Origin of the sequence: Rubinisphaera margarita (genome assembly GCF_022267515.1) — a bacterium.
GTDB lineage: Bacteria > Planctomycetota > Planctomycetia > Planctomycetales > Planctomycetaceae > Rubinisphaera > Rubinisphaera margarita.
On record NZ_JAKFGB010000015.1, the window covers coordinates 130,303 to 152,073 of the forward strand.

A 21,771-nucleotide genomic window follows, 5' to 3' on the forward strand; every position below is an offset into this window, starting at 1 on the left:
GCTCGATTACAATCGCGAGGGTTCGAATGGCGTAGCGGGCACGGTGCCTTCGATATGCTGATCGAGCAGTCTCCGCAGTCGCCGCATCAAGGGCACGAATTGGTCGTCGTCGGCCAGATTGTTGAACTCGTGAGGGTCGGTCTGGTGGTCATAGAGCTCGCGACCCTCTTCGCCGCGATTCCATTCTGTGTACCGCCAGCGATCGGTGCGAATGCTGCGGCCCATGACCGGTTCACCATCCCCTGGACGCAGCACCTGTGTGTATGCGGGGCGACTCCACTCTCGTTGAGGATTCTCCAGCAGCAGCTTGAGCGACGTGCCGGGGAGATCGTCAGGGACTTCGAGTCCACACAGATCGACGACCGTCGGATAGATGTCGATGAACTCGACGATCTTCTCACAGGCCGTGCCGTTTCCGCTGGCCCCTGGCTCGCGAATCAACAGCGGTGCCCCCGCCGACTCTTCGAACAGACACCGCTTCTGCCAGATGCCGTTATGTTCGCCCAGGTGATAACCGTGATCGGACCAGAGAACCACGGTGGTTGAGTCGGCAAGTCCTTCTTCGTCGAGAGCCTTCAGCAGGCGGCCGACCTGCGCATCGACGAACGACACGCAGGCATAGTACGCCTGCAGCGACTTGCGACAGGTGAGTTCATCGAGTCCGTAGTTCGGAATCGGGCAGTTGTGAGCAAACGCAGCCGGCGGGATGTCGTCACGATCGCCCTCCGGAGCGTACGGCAGCTGAATCGATTCCAGCGGATACATGTCGAAGTATTTCTTCGGAGCAACATACGGCGTGTGCGGGCGGAAGAAGCCGACGCCGAGAAAGAACGGCTGCTCGCGATTGCGTTTCCGCAGCAGCTCGATCGCTTCGGTCGTGATCATGCCATCGGTCTGCTCTTCGTCGGTGCCGTCCGCTGCCAGCCAGCACATGGCCGCACTGATTTTCTTCTGCGGCGTCGGATTGAAGATCAGCTCTTCTTCCCGGGTGTCTCGCCCTTTGGGATTGATGACCTGCTCCCAGGAGGGAGGGTCATCGAGTCCGTCGGTGCCAATGCCGGCTGGCACGTTGTAGTGATAAAGCTTCCCGACGCGAGCCGAGAACCAGCCGTTCTGTTTGAGCAGTTGGGGCAACGTCACGAGGTCGGGCAGTTCCTCCCGGAAGTGACGGTCGAGATCGTAAACGCGGATCTGATCGGGACGGCGGCCGGTCAGCAACGAGGCTCGACTCGGATTGCAGAGCGGCAGCTGACAGTAAGCGTTCCGAAAGACGACCCCTTCGGAAGCCAGTTGATCGATGTGAGGCGTCTTAACGACCGTGTTGCCATAGCATCCAAGCGCACCGGCGAGATCGTCGACGGCGATCATCAGCACATTGCGTCGGGCCTCGGCCTGAACGAAGCCAGGAGAGAGCATGAATCCGAGAGAGACGATCAGAAGCAGGCGCGTCATGAAGCTGGGCTCGCCGAAAAAAGAACGCCTCGAACGAGGCAGGGGCGGGCGCATGAAAAAACCCGATCAATCGCGAGTTGATCGGGCCGTTGTGTGCTGTCGGGGTCTATGACCTTGAGCCCGCGGAACAATAACCGAGTAGACACACTAAAAATGAATCGTTTCCTGATTATCGGTGGAAACCCGCAGACTGTCAACCCCAGCTTGCACGCCAATCTCCCCTTCCGCATACTGACATTCTAACGGATGTCCCAATAAGGTCTCTGCGCGAAGGTTACGATCTCTGATGAGTGATCCGATTCGATACGTAATGGTGGGCGGCTTCCTCGGAGCCGGCAAAACGACGACGCTGGCCCGACTGGCCGGCATGTATCGCGAACGGGGCCTCAATGTCGGCATCGTCACCAACGATCAGGCCGAAGATCTGGTCGACACCGGACTGCTCCGCAGCATGGGCTACAACGTGGAAGAAGTCGCCGGCGCCTGTTTCTGCTGCAACTTCGATGAACTGATGGACCGCATGCAGACGCTCGGCGTCGATGAACGCCCCGACATCATTCTCGCCGAGCCGGTCGGCAGCTGCACCGATCTGGTCGCGACCGTCATCCAGCCGCTCAAGCATCTGTTCGGCCGCGAGTTCGAAGTCGCTCCGTATATGGTTATTCTCAAGCCGAGTCACGGAAAGAAGATCCTCTCCGCCGGCTCGCGAACCGGTTTCTCGCCGAAAGCCGAATACATTCTCAAAAAGCAGCTCGAAGAAGCCGACGCGATTCTCATCAACCGCTGCGACGAACTCTCGGCTGCCGAAGCTGATGAACTCGAGCAGCTGCTCAACCAGTTCGCGCCGGGGACACCGGTGCTGCGGGGCTCGGCTGTGGAAGGGACCGGGTTCGACGGCATCGCCGAGTTCCTGGAACAGAAGGGAGACTTCGGCCAGAAGATCCTCGACATCGATTACGACGTCTACGCGGAAGGCGAAGCCGAACTCGGCTGGCTGAACTGCAGCGTGCGGATGCGAAGCGAAGCCACGTTCGAACTTGATGCCGTACTCGTCGAAATCGTCGAGCAGATTCGAGCCGAGTTGTTGCGGAATGACGCCGAGCCGGCTCACCTGAAGACGATCGGCTTATGGGAAGGCTTCTTCGGCGTCGCCAATCTGATTAGCAGCGACTCCGATGTCCGACTCTCGCTCCCCTCCGGCCAGAGCTGTGGCGTCGCCGATGTCATCGTGAACGCCCGCGTCGCCTGCAGTCCGGAACTGCTGGAGCAGATCGTGACCGATGTCCTCAAGCAAATCGGCGAGCAGCGAAAGGCCGAACTCGAATTCCGCCAGCTCCGCAGCTTCCGCCCCGGCCGCCCGGAACCGACTCACCGCTACTCAGGCACGAAGTAAGACAATCCTCCCTGAAAGGAGGGCACAGAGATTCAGCGCTGTGTTGCCAGGCAAAAGGAGGCTTGTCTTCAGCGCTCCTCGGCGCCTCCGCAGATCGGTCCGTCAGGGAGACACAGACATTCTCGACGTGAATTCTTGAGCGAACGTGACAGGCCACTACTCGGTGCTGAGCCACCCTTGCGGGCCGAAACCGCCCAGCCTCAAGAGGCCTGCGCGGTAACGGAGTCGGGGATCTGGTCCGGCATACTTGGCAGGACGGGAGCGTCGAGGTTGGCCCCGTTCGGGCGGACGGCGATCGTTCGCATGCCGATTTCCTGAGACTCGACCTCAATCTTGGGAACGCGGGCGAGAAGTCCGAGAGCCAGCACACGGCCGAGAGCCGAGAGACCAAAGATCAGCAGGTAGCTCGTGAAACTGGTCTGCATGGTGTACAGGATCAGTCCTCCGAAGAGCGAACCCGAAACCCAGGCGCCGACGTTGATCAGGTTGTAAACCGTGAGCATGCCGGTCCGCTTTTCTTCGGGAATCGATTCGAAGAACAGCAGGAAGAAGGCGAGTTCATAGGCTGCCCATGCCGCTCCCGAATACGCCTGAATGGCTAGCAGCCAGTAGAAGTTTTGTGAGATCACCCAGCCGAAACTGACCGGCACGATGCCGACTGCACCGATCCACAACAGCCGATGAGCGCCAACTCGAGAGGCCAGCTGTCCCCAGGCCGGGAGCGAGAAGATCCGGAACAGGAACGCGGCCGCAATCAGAATCATGAACTCCATGTAAGAGAGTTTCAGATTGTTGAACATGAACGGCGTGAAATACGGACCGGACAACTGCACGGCAGCCTGTACCGCGACCAGAAACATCAGCAGTTGACCGCCCGGCCCTTTGCAGACATCGGCGAAGATTCGACGGAGCGGCTGACGCGTCATCAGGGGCGGAATGGGAATCGGCTCGCTCTGCCCGGCGAGCATCAGCGCGGAGATCAGACGGCAAAAGGCGGCGACACCGAACAGGACGGCGTACGCCGTCAGCAGCACATCGTTGTCCGAAGCCCATTGCAGAAGTAAACCCGCCGACATGAAACCGGCGAAAACGCAGGCCTGCGAGATGCGAGTTCGAGCCGCGAAGAAACGGGGACGTATCGTGGCCGGTACCAGGGTTCCGATCCACGTATTCCACGCCGGACCGGCTGCCAGTCCCGATGCCCAATACAGCGAGGCAATCGTCAGCACGGCTGCCGTCGACAGTGTTCCGGTCATGGCGGCCATGATCAGCGGCAGAAACATGAGTGCCTGCATGATCGAGCAGAGCACGACCCAGGCCTTATGCGAGCCGAGTTTGCGGATCGCCCAGGGAGAAACAATCTGCAGGACGCCGCCGATGAAGAGTGGCACGCTGCCGATCAGACCAGCCGTCAGTTCGCCAAGCCCCACCGCCAGAACAAACGCCGGCAGATAGGTCTCGCCCATTCCGACCATCGCGCCGAAAGCGGCTCCATCCCCAACACTGCAGCGAAGGTCGCGACGAAGTCGGCGTTTCGCAGGCAGAAGGCTGGTCGGAAACGGAAGTGAGACGGAATGATTCGCGGAGGAAGACAACGGGATTCTCTTTGGACCCCGGCGTCGGGGATCGGAGGGCAAGCAGATTGAGGTGCCGCCGGTGACAGCCGAGTCCCGGGCAACCTTCGGCACATCCTATGGAGTGATGTCACTTCGAATCAAGATCGTTCGGGAAACAGTCTGCAAAAGCGTCAACTTTGCAAACACGACACTGCTTTTGTGTCGTATGGAGGACAATGACACCGGTTTCGCAACCGCGTTCGGACTGCGCGCTTCGTATTTGAAGGCGTCATCAGACAGTTGTCACTCGCTGGGAATCTGTCGGCAGATTGGCGGAGCGATGGCGGTCTGTTAGAGTGTTTTTCCGGTGATCACCGCCCGACTCCCGCCGTGTGATGCGTTGTGCCCCCTGCCGTAGATCGACCGAATGGACAATCAATTCTGGTACTTCAAGCGGTGCGAGCTGTTTGAACAACTCAGCGATGAGCAGATCCGCCGGCTGGAAGAACAAAGCCAGGTCAAGACGTTCGATCGTAAGTCGCTGATTTATCTGCCCGATGACACGAGCGATGCCGTGCTGCTCGTCGCCAGTGGACGGGTGCGGCTTTTCCACATCACCTCGGAAGGCAAGGAAGCTCTGCTGACGTTCATCGATCCGGGCGAACTGTTTGGCGAGCTCTCCATCGTCGGACAGCAGGAGCGCGAAGAGTTCGCCGAAGCCCTGGAGAAGTCCCAGATCGTCAAAATCCCTGGCGAGGCGATTCGCGAACTCATGGCCGAACAGCCCAGTGTGATGCTCGGACTGACCCGAATGATCGGTCTTCGGCGACAGACGTTCGAACGCCGTCTGAAGTCGCTGATGTTCAAACCGAACCGCGAGCGGCTCGTGCACCTTCTGCTTGAGCTGGCCGAACGGTACGGCGTTCCTCACACTGAAGGAGTCGCATTGCGAATCAAACTGTCTCATCAGGAGATGGCCAACCTCATCGGCAGCACGCGCGAGACCGTCACGATCGTGCTGGGTGAGCTCCAGTTCGAGAAACTGATTGCAGTTCGTCGTCGGCAGATTATTCTGAAGAACGTACGCGGGCTGGCTGAATCGATCCATACCCGTCCTCCCAATCTGGGATTTGCCACGTAGCCGGCCTCGAATTCCGGAATTTCTTCAGGTTTGTGTGCCATTTCACAAAACAGAGCAAGGGTTTGTGACAATATAAGAGAGCAACGCACTCTCAGTTCTCAGGACGATTTCCCATGACCAACTCCCATTCCAATCCGGATACCGCTGGCTGGAAGAAATGCCGGGGAGACGAAATTGGCGGGTGCGTCCGTAAGCTGAAAGCCGCTCGAAGTGCGCAGGTGACCCGCCGTCGAATGATGCTCACCTCGTCCATGACTGCAGCCGTCGCCCTGCTGCTGGCCGTGGGCTGGGGACTGCGCGATCGACCTTTGAAAGGCAACATCGGCTGCAAGAAGGTCATTGCATCGACCGACGCTTATTTCCATCACGCTTTGGATGACCAGACCGCCGCCCGCATCCGCAAGCACCTCGAACTCTGCCCCTATTGTCTGGATCACTACGAGGCAGTCGGGGACCCGTTCGCCGAGCAGCTGACCGGCTTCTGGAAACGCACCTTCGTTCCGGTTCTCGCTTCGACCCGCTGAAACTCCCCGCCGCCGAGGAGCCACTGTCGGCTACTGGATCGGCTGGGAAATTTCTCGCGTCACGCCACGAACCCGCCCCCGTCTCATTTCCGCGACTGACGCAGAGGCTCCGCGCGCTCTTGTCCGCTTACCGACTGCCTCCGTTCCGCGTTTCTGCACGCTGATTCCCGGCTCCTTCCCTGAGTTCTCTCCAATCACGGCTGGACCGACGCGGCCGGAATTCCTGCTGTTCTGATGACTCGTTCCGGCCTCTCGCTCGGCAAAATCGGGATAACCGGAAAATTCTTCCCATCTTGCTGGAGATGCAGAATCATCAGGACCGATACCTAGGGACAGCATCTCATGCGCTTGCGTTTCGATGAAATTAAATGAGGCCGCCTTTTCAAAAGGGAGAGCCTCGGTCCTGTCAGGATGTCCAGGGTCATTCGTTAAGGAGAAGATCATGCGGAGCGGTTTGCTATCGCGTTTTGCCGGTTTTGCGTGCCGCACGCAATCATCGCGCTGGGTTATTGCGGCAGCTGTCGGCGGTAGCATTTTCTCTCCCGTCATCGCCCAGGAAGTCCGGCCGGTTGATCCTCACACGATCCAGCTGTACTCCAGGTCTCCTGCGGGAACGACGGCGACGCCGGAACGCTACCAGCGGACCGGGGTAACGCCTGCTCCCGTGAAAAACTACTACACCGAGCTGTTCGGCGATCAGTCTCAGGAATATACGCTGACCCCGGTGAAGTCCGCTTCGCTGGTCCAGCCAATTCCGACCGAAGCCGCGACCGCTCAGAAGCCGCAGTCGAACATTCTTCATGCTCAGTATGAATATGAGCCGACCGCGACCCAGGAGTTTCGCGTAACGCCTGTCTCGGGAACTGTTTCTCAACAGTCCAGCACTCCGGAACTGCCGGAATGGGCCCGTAACGCGAAAGCTCGTACGGTTTCCCTGCAGAAGCCTGTTCAGCCGGAACCCGAAGCTGCTCCTGCCGCTCCGGAAATGCCGACTGTGGCTCCGACCGCTGTTCTGCGAATTGATCAGCCGGTTGAAGAGCCAGCTGTTTCCACGAACGCTCCCGTGACCCGAATCAGCGATGCAGCCGAAGGGCCGCAGACTCCGTCGGTCAAGGTGCAGTGGCAGTCGCCGGAAGGCATCAACGTCGGTCAGCAGAGTACCTGTGAACTGGTTGTTGAGAATGTCGGCCAGAGCACAGCGTACAACGTTTCGGTCAACACGCAGTTCCCGGAAAGTGTGGAACTGGTGGATACGACGGCCGAAGTGACTCCCGGCAGCGGTCAGCTGCAGTGGACACTCGGCAACATGGCTCCCGGCCAGACAGAAACGATTCGGATTGAAGTCGTCCCGACTCAGCGGGGGGCTCTCAACGCGACCGCTGAAGTTCACTTCGCAGCCGCCACTCAGTCCGCCTTTGTGGTTCGCGAACCGCTGCTCGGCCTGAAGATGGACGGACCGACCGAAGTTCTGCTGGGCGATCCGGCTTCTCAGAGCGTGACGATCACCAACCCGGGCAACGGGATTGCCAAGAACGTGAAACTGGAAGCGTTGATTCCGGACGGCCTTGAGCATCCTCGCGGCAAGCGACTCCTCATGGATGTCGGCTCGCTGAACCCGGGGGAAGCCCGTTCCATCCGCCTCGCACTGGCCGCCACCACCGGCGGTACGAAACTGATTCAGGTTTCCGCGACGGCTGAAAGCGGCCTGCTGGCGACCAGCGAATCGACAATCAACATTATTGCTCCAAGCCTGGCGGCCGAGATTTCCGGTCCTGGTCTGCGATATAAGAACCGTTCGGCGACGTACACACTCAAGGTCGCCAATGACGGCACCGTGAGCACGAGCAACGTTCGTCTGATGCACAAGATTCCGGAAGGCTTCGAGTTCCTCTCCGCCAGCCGCGGGGCGACTTACGACGCTCCGACCCGTATTCTCAGCTGGTTCGTCGGCAATCTTCAACCGGGCAAGGTTGCTGAAATGGAAGTCGAACTGAACGCCGTGCGGATTGGTGAGTTCACTCACTTCATCCGGGCGACCTCGGAGCACGGCTCCACGACGGACACGCAGATTGTCACACGCGTCGAAGGAGCCTCGGCTCTGGTCCTGAAGATCTTCGATATGGACGACCCGATTGAGATCGGCAATCAGACCTCCTACGAAGTTCGTGTGATGAACGAAGGCTCGGCTGCGGCTGAAGATGTCGGCGTCACCTGCGAACTGCCGGAAGGCGTGGAGTTTGTTTCAGCCAGCGGACCTTCGGAGTTCGTGGTCGACGGCAACCTGATTCTGTTCAAGCCGCTTGAGGGCGTGCCGGCAGGTCAGTCCGCCAGCTTCAAGATCCATGTGGTCGGCAAGACCGAAGGCAACCACAAGTTCCGGGCCCGGATGACCTCCGCGACTTCGCCGGAACCGCTCACCTTCGAAGAACTGACTCGCTTCTACGGCGACACGAATTAATCGAGCACAACGTTCGATGGGGATGGAGAAGCCGGGTTGCTTAACCCGGCTTCTCTTTTTTCGTTCCCTGAAGGGGCCGAAGGAACAGGTCTGATCGATCCTGCCGATGGACCACCTTATGATGGCAATAGGCGTGCCGAACAGTATTGGCAAGATGCCGCCGCTACGAAGTGTTCTGCGGGCTTGCCTGCAATGGCGCGTGCTCTGTAGTGTGAGAGCGTGTTGAAGCTCTCTTGGCCCTGAAACAGGAACCGTCTCATGATCCGCGCTCTGCAGATGATTGTCCTTCTCGCGTTTGTGCTGAGTCCACTACAGTGGACGGAAGCGGCGCGGCCGAACTTTCTGGTGATACTTTGCGACGATCTCGGCTATGGCGATCTCGAATGTTACGGGCATCCGCATATCAAGACGCCGCATTTGAATCAGCTGGCTGATCAGGGGATTCGCTTCACCGATTTCTACAGCACCGCTCCGGTCTGTTCCTCATCGCGGGCGGGCCTGTTGACCGGGCAGACGCCAAATCGGGTTGGCATTTACGACTGGATCCCGGAAGGGCATCCGATGTATCTCAAGAAGGAAATCCCCACGGTCGCCACATTGCTTCGCGACACCGGGTATGCCACCGCGATTTGCGGCAAGTGGCACTGCAACGGTGAGTTCAACGAGCCGACTCAGGACCAGCCGAATCACAACGGGTTCGAACACTGGTTCGCGACGCAGAACAACGCGGCTCCGCGGCACGAGAATCCGGTCAACTTCGTGCGGAATGGCGAGCAGGTCGGCCCGCTGGAAGGGTTTTCGTGTCAGCTGGTGACGGACGAGGCGATCCGCTGGTTGAAGCATCAGCAGAAGCAGGACTCCGAAGAGCCGTTCTTTCTGCATGTCTGTTTCCACGAGCCCCACGAACCGGTCGAGAGCCCGGATGATCTGGTCGCAGAGTATCGCGATGTCGCCGAGAACGAAGACGAAGCCCAGTACTTCGCCAACGTCGCCAACATCGACAAGGCGGTCGGGCGGCTGATGAAGACGCTGGATGAGATGAAGCTGGCCGAGAACACGCTGGTGGTGTTCACCTCGGATAACGGCCCGGAAACGCTGAACCGGTATCGGACGGCGAACCGCTCTTACGGAACACCGGGGCCGCTGCGGGGGATGAAGCTGCACATTTACGATGGCGGCATCCGCGTGGCCGGAATCGCCCGCTGGACGGGAACGATTGAAGCCGGTCAAACGCCGAGCGTGCCGGTGTGTGCTCTCGATCTGCTGCCGACCTTCTGCAGTCTGGCCGATGTCGATGTGCCTGACGAGATTCCGCTCGACGGGACCGATATCACGGCGGCTCTCAAAGGGGGCACGATTGAACGGGAGCAGCCGCTCTTCTGGCACTATTACCGGGCTTACAGCGACCCGCTCGTGGCGATGCGGGATGGTGACTGGAAGATCGTCGCTCACTGGGATGCCCCGCACATCGTGACGTCGAGGGGCAAGTTCGGCAGCAATGTGAACGCCGAGACGCAGCACCTGATCAAGACGGCTCAGCTGGTGAAGTTCGAGCTCTACAACATTGCAGAGGATATCGGCGAGAAGAATGACCTCGCGAAACAGGAGCCGGAGCGTCTCGAGCGGATGAAAACGCAATTGGTGGAGAAATATCAGCGGGTTCAGTCAGCCGGACCCGTCTGGGACACCGATGAATACTGGAAAGCGCGGCAGCGACCGCGGAAGAAATAACGATTCAACGCTGAAAAACGGTGCCGGTGGAAAGGGATGCCCATGGCCGTTGTGACAGGAGAATTTGTCTGCCCGGAATGTGCGGCTCGTCTGCGCATCCACGAGCGGGGCACGTCGGAGCACGATCTGGAATGCCCCGAATGCCAGGCTCCACTCACGGTGCAGGTGAACGAGCTCGGCCAGCTGGTCGTGAACAAGCGGAATCCGGTCGATGACGACCCGTTTGCCGCCCATGCTCCGCAGCGATCGGTGATGTCGCTCGTTGTCCCGGTGGTTCTGCTGGCGGGTGTCGCCGTCTTTCTCTTCACTCGGAACAGCGATGACGATTCCGCTCCGCTGCCGGAAGTGGCCCCGCTGCAGCAGAATGCAGAAGACGATCAGTCCGAAGTTCCCGAACCAGAGTCGACCTCGACGGAACCGGTTGAGCCGGAAGTTGTAGAGACTCCCGATACCTTTGAGGCTCGGCTGAAAGCGCTCGGCCAGCGCATTTCGGATCTGGTTGCGACACAGGGAGCCTTTCCGCAGCCGACCTGGCGAGCGGATGTCGCTCCTGAAGAGGGGCTGAGCTGGCTGGCCGGACTTGATCCCGCTCTCAATGAAGGGAAATTCCAGCCGCAGTGGAACCAGCCGTGGAACAGTTCAGCCAACGATCGCTTTGTGCGTCGCAGCCGGGAGGACCTGTTGAATCCCAAAGTCGACCAGCTGGCAGGAGCCGATCGCTACCCGGCTTCGCACATCGTTGGCATTGCCGGACTCGGTCCGGATGGCCCGACGTTGCCGGCGGATGATCCGCGAGCGGGGATCTTCGGGTTCGGTCGTTCAACGCGCGTGGAGGATGTCAAAGACGGTTTGTCGAACACCTGGATGGCGAACGGCGTGGTCGATCGACTCTCCTCCTGGGCGAATGCGTCGGAATCGATTCGCGCCGTCACCCGGGAGCCAGTTATCAATGGCCCGGATGGCTTTGGTTCCGGCAATCCCGACCGCATGCCGATTCTGATGGCGGACGGGTCGGTGCGAACAATGAACAGCAAAACGAACCCGGTCATCTTCCGCCGAATGGCGGCTATGGCCGATGGACTCTCGCTCGATCCAGCAGAACTTGGGGAGCCGGGGCCGGCTGAGCCGATCGGTCCGCCCGCGATGACCTCCGAAATTCCACAGCCGGAGCCGACCGCAACCCCTGCCTTGCCAGAGCCGGTGATGACGACAACCCGGGAGCCGAAGCCACCCACGGAAGAAGTGTTACGGCGGCTGAATCAGAAAATTGCTTCGTTCGAGTTGAACACGCCGACCCAATTGCAGCAGGTGTTGATTGAACTCGAAGCTCTGGCGGGTCTGCCGATTGAATTCGATTCCGAGACGATTCCCCCGAACGATCCTCGGCGGCTGGAGCGTGTCACGCTCGCCGGGAAGCGTCGATCGGTCTCCCAGCTGTTGGAAGACTTATTGACACCGCTGGGGCTGGAATCTATATCGACCGCTGACCGAATCATCGTGCGCCCGCGATCCTCAGCCGATGATGCTTCCGAATCGGACTGATGCTGTGTTCTATAGTGATTTCGTTGATGTTCTCAAGGAACTGATTCGGCAGCCGTGTGTCGTCGGAGCCGAGCATTCCTTCTTCCGTGTGCTGCAGCGACTGCTTGAAGAGCGGGGAGCGGTGGTGACCTGGTACGACGGCGTGCTCGTCGCCCGGGGATCCGATCCGTTCTCGACCATGTTCTCGGCTCACATCGACCGGCACGGGTTGATCTGCACCGGGCCGAACGAGTTTCAGTACGCCGCGTTTGTTGCCGGGAACCGGTCCGACCTGCTCGGGAACTCGGTCTCAGAACAGCTGATGAACAAGATCGTCGACCGGTTCGGCTCCCAGCCGGTCATGGCGTATGAGCCGTGGTCCGGCGCGTATCGCGGCTCGGGCGTAGTCGATCGGGCTTACATCTGCGAGTTTCGGAACAACCTGATTTTTGAGCTGAAAGACCTCGATCATCTCGTCGCCGGAACGCCGGTGGCGTTCGCCGATCGTCTCACCGTGCAGGACGGGCGACTCATCGGGCAGCTCGATAATGTGCTCACCGCAGCCGTGCTCGTGCATCTCTTCTCGATGAACTTCGAGGGGACCTGCTTCTTCACCGCTCAGGAAGAATCGGGCCGCAGCTGGCGGTATCTGCTCGAATGGTTCCGCCGGTTCGGCTCCTCGGACAACCAGCTGATCGTGGTCGATACGAGCCCGTATCCCGATCTGGAATCGGTCTCCCGACAGGACGTGGTGCTGCGAACCCGCGATGCGAACGCCGCCTTCGACGAAGAAACGACCGACTGTGTCCGGGCCTACTGCGAAGAACTCGGCATCAGCTATTCGTTCAAAGACCGGTACATCGAACAGGCCAACGAAATCACCAACGCGGAAGGCAAACAACCGGCCTCGCTGGGAAGCACCGAGATGGGCCGCATCACGGCCGCCAGCAACGGCCTCGTCCGCGGCACCACCTTGCAGATCCCAACCATCGGCTACCACACGATGCAGGAATCGGCTTCGATCGATTCGGTGAAGGCGTTCATTCGGCTGCTGATGGCGATTTCGGATCTTGAGCCGATGTGATTGTAGGAAAGTGAATTTCGTGCACGCTCATCCTTCAGACGTATTGCAGATCGTTAAGCTGTGCCGCGAGATTATCCAAAACGGAGAGCATTGCGGGAACGTCAAGCAGATTCTGGTCTGTGTCGATCTGATTCCGCGAAGCCTGAACTCGTCGCGAGCAATGCCGGACCTGAAGGATGCGATCTCGATTCTCACGGAATCAGAGTTGCTCGATCTTTTCGACACATTGGATGCAGAACTCGAGATGGAGAAACTGAACTTCAGTCGGGTGCTGGTTATGGCATGCGCACTGGCCTGCATACTCGAAAAGAGAAGCGATCGGGACCGTCACCCCTTCGAATACCCACCGGGTCGTGCGAGTGAAGATCCGATGGTCGAACACACGCTCATCATGAATAACGTGGATGCCTGGGATGAGACCGTGGTGCAACGGCTCGGTTTCGATGGACTGCGCAGCGGTGACCCGTTCTGGATTCGGGCAGGCGTATTCGTCGTCGGTTGCTGGCTGTAGTGTCACAAGCATGTGTCCGACTGGATCCCGAACTGGTTAGATTTGTTATCCAGAACGAGCATGTCCGAATATGTCGCGCTGATCACCCACGGACAGATTCGGAGAGTCCTCAAAGAGGCGAATCTTGACTTGCTTTAGTGAGTTTCGTGAAGCAGTCGATAGTCGACAATCACCGCCCGGTGGTCGCTCCCGTTGCTTTTCACGGCTTTGCAGCGGATTGGGTGCATCTTTGGAGTTGACCAGAGTTGATCGATGCGGATGAGTGGGAAGTCATTGGCGATCGTGCAGCCCCAGCCCACGCCGACTTCGTGAAAAGCGTCCCGCATAAAGTGCGGCATCTGTTTAAAGATCGCATCGCCCGGAGGAGCGTTGAAGTCTCCGCCGATAACAACGGCATCGGTCTGATCGAACTGCGGAATCGATTTGAAGATAACTTCCATCTGCGAGCGCTGCGTCCGACGGTTCGCGGTATAGGCTCGCCAGCACGCGGCGTTCCACAAGTCGAATCGGAATGGCGACGCATTCAGATGCAGAGGCACGAGGAGAATAGAATGGCCATCGACGTGAATCCGTCCTGCAAGGCAATAGCCAGCTAGTTCGCGGGAGACTGGAACGTTTGACAGCTCAAAGCGGCTGATGATGGCCAGGTCGCGATCCTTCATGAGGTGACCACTCTCTCCAAAGATCTTGAGCCGCGTTTTCTCAAGCTCCGACGGGCCCACACTTTCCTCGACGAAGATCACATCCGGCCTATACCGTGCGAGATCAAGGAGAGCAGAAGGAGTATCGAGACAGTTGAGAGTAATGAACCTCAAAGTGCCATCCTCCTCGGATCGCACCTCTGGAGGAGCCTGCCGATAGAGACCGCGAACCAACGCAGGCGGAGTGTCGGAGAGGAAAAGTGTTACACCGATCATGAGGACGATCAGCATGCAATACCGGCGGCTCAACAACAGGCCGAACAGCATCGCAATACCGCTGAGTGAAATCGTCCAGACCCAGACGGGAAAAACGGTGATCACCGCCAAATGATCCGGCCGTCGCAGATAGACAACTTCAAGTCCGACAGCGACAAGGATGAACAGCATTGCGATCCAACGGAAATAGGGCGACTGCGTGCGTGAAGTCGCTTCTGGTTCAGCGGATTCAACGGGATGATCGGGAGCGTCTTCCATGTCAGACAGCGTACCCTGTTTGAGAGTGCTGGTGAACACTACCGGGCTCAATGCACCAGCAGGGGGCAGGTGTAGACGCAGTCGCTGTAGCTGTCGGGTTGGTCGGGGCAGGCTTTGAGGACGAACTGGCTCATCATCGGTGCGGGTTGGAACTTCACGTAGTGGGCGATGCCCAGGTCGCGGACTTCGGTGATGACCACGCCGCCGAAGCCGACGATGCGGTACGGCTCGTCCATCTGCAGCAGGCCCTTCACTTTGTTGCCGACTGTCCCGGACAACGTTTCGAACAACGGCATGATTCGAGGCTCGCCGACGATCGACCTCAAGTCGTCGAAAACATCGAGCGGAATGGATTCATCGCCGTAGCGGGTGAAGGGGAGATACAACCGCTCTCCGATGTCGTCCTTATTGACGCCCTCGAGCAGTTGACGCCGGATGTCTGGCACGTCCGGTTGGCCGGACCCGCCGGACAGGTTGAGCGTGACCACAGTTGCCGGGGTTTTCAGCAGACTGTCCAGGGCATCGGAGAGAGGATCGCTTTGTCCGGTCAGACCGCCGAGCAGTTTCTTCAGAGGATTGATCTTTTCCACCACGGGTTCAAGTCGTTCGGCGGGTTTGTTGAGAACGATCACTTCCCAGATGTTATCGGATCCGCGAGAGATCTGATTGTTGTCCTCATTCCAGACCTGTTCATCGATCAGGATGACGGGGCGGCCGTCGGGACCGAGAATCTGCTGAGCGAGCGGGACGCCGTTGACAACGCCATTGCCGAGACGCAGGGCCCGCCACACGGTGATATCCATCGCGAAGGGCAGAACACGGGCACCGGGCCGGACGCCGTATCCTTTGAACCGAACGGCGGTTGCTGTCGCTTTTACGGAGGCAAACTTGTGTCCCAGGGCCGGTCCAAAGAAGAGCGTCATCGGCTCGTTGATCGTGGTATCACGACGGGCAGTGACCCGCACGGCGTTCAGATCGCTGTAATCGGGCGGGACGAGCAGCAGGTTTTCCACAATGCCTGTCACGCTGCCGAGGATGCCGGGAAGCGGTAACAGTGGAGGCGCGTCGATATGCGATTTCTGGTAGAAGACGGAAATGTCATCCCGTCGCTGCTGGAACTGCGAAACGCCCATCACGGGATTCAGTCCCGCATACAGCTGGGCCATTTCGTAAGCGCCTTCGAGCGGTTCTTTCTGCTGAGGCTTGATGACCGACAATTCGGTATCGGACAGCCGGGCCGAAGTTTCCAGGTCGTGACCAAGCTTCACGGCAAGGACATCGGGCACGCCCAGATTCAACGCCAGTGGAGACTTGAGCGGGAAGTGCGGTTTGGCTGAGGGACGCAACGCGGAAACCCCGGCCAACGCAGCGGCGTCGGCGTTGCGCTGCAACTCTGTGCGGACCAGATAGACGGCTCCGAGATCGATGGCGAACGCGACCATCGCCAGCAGCACGGGCAGGAGCAGGGCAATTAGCAGCAATACGGCACCACGGCGATGATTGACCGAGTGGCGATTCTCAATGGTTGTAGATTCAACGGAAGTGGATCTCATGGGGTCACCTCTTAAGGATGCTCTTTCGCAGTCGGATCAGTATTTTCAATACGAAGCATCGGATCGCATCACGGTATTGGCACGCAGCGAGCGGCCCTTCAGAAAGAAGGGCGAGGGCAACCAGGAAACCTTGTCGAATGGAACGTGAATCGCCACCGTTAATGGTTTCCCAAAGCTGACCTTTCCGGTCCCGGGAGTCACCTGGATCGCGGCTCCGGAGATGCCACAGGCTTTCAGGTGATCGGTCACGGTCTGCCGGACATGAGTGGCGGAGGAGCCATCGAGAATGGCTTGCCGGGCACCTTCACGAGATGCGTTCGTGATCATCTGCTGGACCATCAACAGACGGCCGAATTCAATGATGCCGAAGATGAGAGTAAACAGCAGTGGAGCTACGAGCGCGAACTCCACCAGGGCGGCTCCGCGACGGCGTGAGTCACGCGGCTTTCGATAGCGATTCATGAAAAACTCCGGAGATAGACTGCGAACGGGACTGCAATCAATGCTAGAACGCGTCTTGAAAGGCGGGCTGTTGCTGGCTCACCGAAAGCGGCCAGTGAGGTTTCCGCCTCGCAGACCGCAATCAATGTGCGACGTTGACCGACCGCGCCAGCTGGTCGGGTTGTGCATGTTCAGATATGACGGCCGCCTGTACAATGAGAAATGAGGGAGTCACCCGACCGCTGCTAAGGTGATCCTCTGTTGTCGAAACTGAGGGATTCACCGCAACATGACCGAACGCATTCGCACCGGCCGATATCGGCACTACAAAGGCCCCGAGTACATCGTGCTCGGCGTGGCCCGTCACAGTGAGACCGAAGAAGAACTGGTCGTGTATCGAACCGACTACGGAGATCGCGGGCTGTGGGTTCGGCCGCTGACGATGTTCACGGAGAACGTCGAGTTCAAGGGAAAGCAGATTCCCCGCTTCGAATTTCTGGCGGACGAATAAACAACGGGCCTCGCGCAAGAGCAGGAGTCAACGATGGAACGGATTCAGATCCCCTGTCTGGTGGTGCTGTTGGCACTCGGATGCTCCAAGAACCCGGAAGTGGATGAGGCAACCGTGAAGCAGAACCTCAAGCAGATCGGCCTGGCTCTCCAGAACTATCGCGAGACCTATCGGGAGCAGCCGTCCGGCGAACAGACGGCAAGGCGACATGTCCTGATTGCGGATGCCGAGTACTACAAAGACGGACCCCAGCAGAGCCGCCCGGCAGACGGAACGATTCCGGCTGGTGAACGGGTCGAGATTCTGGAAAACGCGGGCAGCTATGTGCTTGTCCTGTCTGATTCCGGAATCGAGGGCTACGTCAGTGCCGAAGCGCTTTCGGAACAGACTGGGTTGATCGATGATACCGTGCACGTGGTCGAGGGGAGCAATCAGTTTGCACTCGATCTTTACTCGCAGCTCGCTTCTGAAGACGGGAACCTGTTCTATTCGCCCGGCAGTATTTCGCTCGCTCTGGCGATGACTTATGCCGGTGCGGCTGGAGAAACGCAGACCGAGATGGCGGAGACGCTGCACTTTCCGAAGGACGCCGAACAGCTGCATCAGGGGATGCAGGTGCTGCAGGAGTTCTGGCGGCAACCGTCGAAGCAGACCGGCGTAGAGCTTCGTATCGCCAACCGTCTCTGGGGGCAGGAGAACTATGAGTTCCTTCCCGAGTTTCAGACGGTGACGCGGACGAACTATGGAGCCGAACTGGTTGAACTCGACTTCACAAAAGCGGATACGGCCCGCCAGCGAATCAATGAGTGGGTCGCCAAGCAGACCGAAAAGAAGATCACCGAATTGATTCCGCAGGGCGGACTTTCACCCTCTGCGAAGCTCGTGCTCACTAACGCGGTTTACTTTTTGGGGAACTGGGATTCCCCGTTCAAAGCCGACCGAACGAAGAAAGAGCCGTTTCATGTCGCGGCTGAAGAGAAGATCGATGTCGACATGATGTTCCAGGCCGATTCCTTCCAGTACGGCGAGAACGATCTGCTGCAGGTTCTCGAACTTCCGTATGCGGAGCGGAACTTCTCGATGTTCGTTTTCCTGCCACGTAAAGTCGACGGACTTTCGAAGCTGGAAGAGCAGCTGACGGCTGAGAATGTGCGAACGTGGATCGAAGAAGTCTATCGGGAGAACGAGGTCCAGGTTCATCTGCCGAAGTTCAAGACGACCTCGCAATTTGAACTGGGCACGATTCTTCAGCAGATGGGGATGTCGACGGCGTTCAAGGCCGAAGCCGCGGACTTCACCGGCATGACTGGCGGGCGGGATCTATTTATTTCCGCGGTCCATCACAAAGCCTTCGTCGACGTGAACGAGAAGGGGACCGAAGCGGCTGCCGCGACCGGCGTGGTCATGGCTCCGACGTCGGCCCCGATCGAGCCGGAAGAACCCAAAGTGTTTCGAGCCGATCACCCGTTCGTCTTCGCGATCCGCGACAATCGAACCGGCATGCTGCTGTTCGTCGGGCGCATAATCAATCCGCTCAAATAAAGGAGAAGAAACGGGGCTCGCCGCCACAGGTGTAGCATTTCGCAACATTTCTGGTGAACAAGTGTCGGAAATTTCGACAAATCGGCCAGAAAGTTGAGGAAGAGTGCGACATTCGGATCGTTTCGCTCGTCAGTGAAAGGCAGCCGGAATGTGCTGTCGAGTCCGATCAGGAAGAAAACATCCTGCCGAGGAGTTTCCCCGTGTCCGCCCTCACTGCTGCCCCCAACCGTCGTCCAGCCGCACTTCGCATTCTGAAGCAGCTTCGCGAAATGGAAGTGATCACCGCCGATCGTCTCGAAGAGATTCTGCTCCATTGGCGACGCGAGAACCTGAGCGTCGCCGAGGGGCTCAAGAGTCTGGTCAAAGCCAAAGAGCTGACCCGCTTCCAGGCGATGCGTCTGTATTCGGGCAAAGGCGACTCGTTGCTGCTGGGGAACTATGTCCTGGTCGACAAGATTGGTGCCGGCGGAATGGGCGACGTTTATCTCGCCGAGCATCGCCGCATGAAACGCCGAGTGGCTCTCAAGGTGCTGTCCTCGAAGTACACCGAGAACGAACAGATGCAGCAGCGATTTCGCCGCGAGATCGTTGCCGTCGGACGGCTGTCGCATCCGCATATCGTGACCGCCTTCGATGCCGATGAATCTGAGGGAACGCACTTCCTCGTGATGGAATATATTCCCGGGGAGGATCTGGGGGCTTACGTAAAAACTCACGGTCCGTTGACCACGATTGCCACGACCAGCTGTGTTCTGCAGGCGGCTCGCGGACTGCAGTTCGCACATCGGTCCCATGTCATTCACCGGGATATCAAACCTCAGAATCTGCTGGTTGATGCCCAGGGGCAGGTGAAGATTCTCGATCTCGGTCTGGCTCGCTTCGAACGGGAATCGCAGACGGAAGACGGACTGACCGGTGATGGGGCATTGATGGGAACCGTCGATTTCATGGCGCCCGAACAGGCGCTGGATACCCATTCGGCTGATGCCCGCAGCGATATTTATTCACTCGGCTGCACGTTGTTTTATCTGCTGACGGGGAACCCGATGTATGCCGGGTCCACTCTGGTGGAGAAGGTGCTGGCTCATCGTGACGAGCCGATTCCTCAACTGCCGTTGCATATCGACGCCGAGCTCGACCGGATCTATTGCCAGATGGTCGCCAAGCGGCCCGAGGAGCGTTATCAGTCGACCGATGAACTCATCATCGACCTTGAGCGACTGCTCGAACGTCTGCAAACGACTGAAACCGTGATTGACGGTCCCCTGATGCCGAGCATCGTGTCGAAGAGTTCGACGCCTTCCAGCATCTGGTCATTCGATGCGGCTTCGGAGATCCGCAGCCGTTCCAACCGGTCGACGGTGAATGCCTGCCGCATGAGCCAGTCGACCGTTCTTGTGGCCCCGCCGGTCTTCGAGAGCGAACAGAAATTCGTGGTCGATCGAACGACCTGGACGATGGTCGGCCTGGCGACCGCCGCTCTGATCCTGCTCGTTATTGGATTGCTGCCTCGGACAGAACTCTCAAACGGCGGCTCGTCGTCGGCTGGCTTAGCGATCGGGCGTTTCGGCTCAGCCGACAGCCGGGCAGTGCCTCAGGCGGCGTTCACCTCGAGCTGCACGACCCACTGTCCCACCGCAGTCGGGAAGTAGGCTCAAGCTTGCAAAGTCCCGGAGATCGTGTCATTTTCCGCTTCGTAAAGCCGCTGTCTCCTGTTTTGTGCAAAGCCGAAAATGCCCCAATCTCTCGCGACCTGTCTGCTGCCTCAACTGGCCACTCCCGAAATTCTCGCGAACTCCCGCGTGGTGGTGATCGATATTCTGCGGGCGTCCAGCACGATTTGCACGGCGCTGGCGAACGGCTCCGAAGTGGTGATTCCCTGTGAAGACGTCGAGACGGCTCATCAGCTCAAACGGGACGCGGCGGCCAACCCCCCGCTGCTGGGCGGAGAACGGGGAGGCGTGAAGCTGCCCGATTTCGATCTCGGAAACTCTCCCCGGGAATACGACGAAGAGACGGTCTCGGGGCGTTCGATTGTGTTCACTACGACAAATGGAACCCGCGCTCTGCATCGGAGTGTTTCGGCTGCCCAGGTGGCCGTCGGCTGCTTTCTGAATTGCGAAGCCGTCGTCGACTGGCTGGAGAGTGGGAATCAACCGGTCGTGCTGATGTGTGCCGGCACCGACGGTCATATCACTCTCGAAGACTGCCTGTTCGCCGGTTTGCTGGCCGACCGACTGGTGCAGCGGAATCAGCAACTGCCAATCGACGATCCGACACGGATCTGTCTCGATGTCTATCACACCGCTGCCAGTCGTCTCGATGGAACCCTGCTGCAACTCCGGTCCTCCCGCGGCGGGCAGAACCTGCAGAACCTCGGCATGGGGGAGGACATCAATTACTGCGCCCAGGTCGATATCCTCGACCTCGTCCCGGTCTGGGATCCGACAGCAAACCGCATCACGCCGCTAAAGTGACCAGTCTTCGGAGATTGGAGTCTCCCGCATCGACGCAGAACTGCTAAGCTGGAAAGACGCGGCGTCTCTCCAGGGACGTTCGCTATTTTCTAAGAAGGTCGGAATCCCGTTTTTCGAATGCATTCGTTAGCTGTGGGATCCCGGGCGCTTTTTAACCGGATCAGATGCGATGTGGGACAAACTGCCCAACGGGGGCATTGAACGCGAAATCAAACGGCATCTGCACAAGAAGGGCTATCAGCAGGGAGATTATCAGCTGCAGAACATGGAGCTGATCGCGATTGAGCGACCGGGGTGGAAGCAGATTTTCGAGTTTCTGCTGATCACTCGCACCCCATCCGGCGAACGCATTTTCCAGAAGGGGCTGATCTACGATGATCACCGTCGCGGTTCGCGGATTCAGATTACGAACAGCGAAGTCGAGTTTCAGCGGCTGTTTCAGGAGTGGAGCGACGGCATGATTCGCCGCCGCGTTTCCGCTCACGAAGTTGATGCCACGACAATGCGGAACATGCTGATCGGCGTGGCTCTGTTTGCTCTAATCGGTTTCATTCTGCTGCTGCAGATCCCTGCGAGCTAGAGCTGTTTCCTCAAAGAGACCAGCTCCGAAGCAATTTTATGCTTCTCCTGCAGTCGCATGGGCGCCAATCCCTGCCATGCTGAGTTTGCTCCTGCAAGCGCCTGCAGTCGGATTTTGAATT

18 protein-coding genes are annotated in these 21,771 nt (G+C 58.7%); 13 read left to right on the top strand and 5 right to left on the bottom strand.

Annotated features, from left to right (window positions below):
• Positions 1-6: 6 nt before the first annotated feature.
• Positions 7-1,452: a sulfatase gene (locus L1A08_RS16820; RefSeq protein WP_238757646.1), complete on the bottom strand. Its 1,446-nt coding sequence runs from the start codon at positions 1,450-1,452 to the stop codon at positions 7-9.
• A 286-nt stretch (positions 1,453-1,738) separates the two neighbouring features.
• Between L1A08_RS16820 and L1A08_RS16825 the strand changes: the two genes are divergently transcribed.
• Positions 1,739-2,845: a GTP-binding protein gene (locus tag L1A08_RS16825; protein ID WP_238757648.1), complete on the top strand. Its 1,107-nt coding sequence runs from the start codon at positions 1,739-1,741 to the stop codon at positions 2,843-2,845.
• Positions 2,846-3,045: 200 nt separating this feature from the next.
• Here the strand turns inward: L1A08_RS16825 and L1A08_RS16830 are convergent, their stop codons facing one another.
• Positions 3,046-4,440, bottom strand: a complete 1,395-nt coding sequence (locus L1A08_RS16830) for an MFS transporter (RefSeq protein ID WP_238757650.1) — start codon at positions 4,438-4,440, stop codon at positions 3,046-3,048.
• Positions 4,441-4,828: 388 nt separating this feature from the next.
• Here L1A08_RS16830 and L1A08_RS16835 point away from each other — a divergent pair, with 388 nt between their 5' ends.
• The 7 genes from L1A08_RS16835 to L1A08_RS16865 all read left to right on the top strand — a co-directional run bounded on the left by L1A08_RS16835 (position 4,829) and on the right by L1A08_RS16865 (position 13,371).
• Positions 4,829-5,542, top strand: a complete 714-nt coding sequence (locus L1A08_RS16835; protein WP_238757653.1) for a Crp/Fnr family transcriptional regulator — start codon at positions 4,829-4,831, stop codon at positions 5,540-5,542.
• A 113-nt stretch (positions 5,543-5,655) separates the two neighbouring features.
• Positions 5,656-6,066 carry a zf-HC2 domain-containing protein gene (locus L1A08_RS16840; RefSeq protein ID WP_238757655.1) on the top strand — a complete coding sequence of 137 codons (411 nt, stop codon included), beginning with the start codon at positions 5,656-5,658 and terminating at the stop codon, positions 6,064-6,066.
• Positions 6,067-6,508: 442 nt separating this feature from the next.
• Complete coding sequence (locus L1A08_RS16845; protein WP_238757657.1) at positions 6,509-8,524, top strand: hypothetical protein; 2,016 nt, start codon at positions 6,509-6,511, stop codon at positions 8,522-8,524.
• A 258-nt stretch (positions 8,525-8,782) separates the two neighbouring features.
• On the top strand, positions 8,783-10,255 hold the full coding sequence (locus tag L1A08_RS16850; RefSeq protein ID WP_238757659.1) for a sulfatase-like hydrolase/transferase: 1,473 nt from the start codon (positions 8,783-8,785) through the stop codon (positions 10,253-10,255).
• Between the two features lie 42 nt (positions 10,256-10,297).
• Positions 10,298-11,797: a DUF1559 domain-containing protein gene (locus tag L1A08_RS16855; protein ID WP_238757660.1), complete on the top strand. Its 1,500-nt coding sequence runs from the start codon at positions 10,298-10,300 to the stop codon at positions 11,795-11,797.
• 4 nt (positions 11,798-11,801) lie between these two features.
• Positions 11,802-12,860: a peptidase M42 gene (locus L1A08_RS16860; protein WP_238757662.1), complete on the top strand. Its 1,059-nt coding sequence runs from the start codon at positions 11,802-11,804 to the stop codon at positions 12,858-12,860.
• 19 nt (positions 12,861-12,879) lie between these two features.
• On the top strand, positions 12,880-13,371 hold the full coding sequence (locus tag L1A08_RS16865) for a hypothetical protein (protein WP_238757664.1): 492 nt from the start codon (positions 12,880-12,882) through the stop codon (positions 13,369-13,371).
• 134 nt (positions 13,372-13,505) lie between these two features.
• On the opposite strand, the gene L1A08_RS16870 is transcribed toward L1A08_RS16865, so the two are convergent.
• From L1A08_RS16870 to L1A08_RS16880, 3 genes are read right to left on the bottom strand one after another with little or no spacing between them, the layout of a single operon-like run.
• A complete protein-coding gene (locus L1A08_RS16870) occupies positions 13,506-14,585 on the bottom strand; it encodes an endonuclease/exonuclease/phosphatase family protein (protein ID WP_238757665.1) in 1,080 nt (359 codons plus the stop codon).
• Positions 14,586-14,593: 8 nt separating this feature from the next.
• Positions 14,594-16,099: a pilus assembly protein TadG-related protein gene (locus tag L1A08_RS16875; protein ID WP_238757666.1), complete on the bottom strand. Its 1,506-nt coding sequence runs from the start codon at positions 16,097-16,099 to the stop codon at positions 14,594-14,596.
• Positions 16,100-16,144: 45 nt separating this feature from the next.
• On the bottom strand, positions 16,145-16,561 hold the full coding sequence (locus L1A08_RS16880) for a TadE family protein (protein WP_238757667.1): 417 nt from the start codon (positions 16,559-16,561) through the stop codon (positions 16,145-16,147).
• A 268-nt stretch (positions 16,562-16,829) separates the two neighbouring features.
• Between L1A08_RS16880 and L1A08_RS16885 the strand changes: the two genes are divergently transcribed.
• The 5 genes from L1A08_RS16885 (at position 16,830) to L1A08_RS16905 (ending at position 21,650) form a co-directional block, all read left to right on the top strand.
• Positions 16,830-17,051 (top strand): DUF1653 domain-containing protein, encoded by a 222-nt coding sequence (locus L1A08_RS16885; protein ID WP_238757668.1) that lies wholly within the window; start codon positions 16,830-16,832, stop codon positions 17,049-17,051.
• A 33-nt stretch (positions 17,052-17,084) separates the two neighbouring features.
• Positions 17,085-18,593, top strand: coding sequence for a serpin family protein (locus L1A08_RS16890; RefSeq protein WP_238757669.1), 1,509 nt, complete (start codon positions 17,085-17,087; stop codon positions 18,591-18,593).
• Between the two features lie 200 nt (positions 18,594-18,793).
• Positions 18,794-20,245: a serine/threonine protein kinase gene (locus tag L1A08_RS16895; RefSeq protein WP_238757670.1), complete on the top strand. Its 1,452-nt coding sequence runs from the start codon at positions 18,794-18,796 to the stop codon at positions 20,243-20,245.
• Between the two features lie 81 nt (positions 20,246-20,326).
• Complete coding sequence (locus L1A08_RS16900) at positions 20,327-21,070, top strand: 2-phosphosulfolactate phosphatase (protein WP_238757672.1); 744 nt, start codon at positions 20,327-20,329, stop codon at positions 21,068-21,070.
• 169 nt (positions 21,071-21,239) lie between these two features.
• Entirely contained in the window at positions 21,240-21,650 is a 411-nt protein-coding gene (locus L1A08_RS16905) for a hypothetical protein (protein ID WP_238757673.1), read from the top strand.
• Positions 21,651-21,771 lie beyond the last annotated feature (121 nt).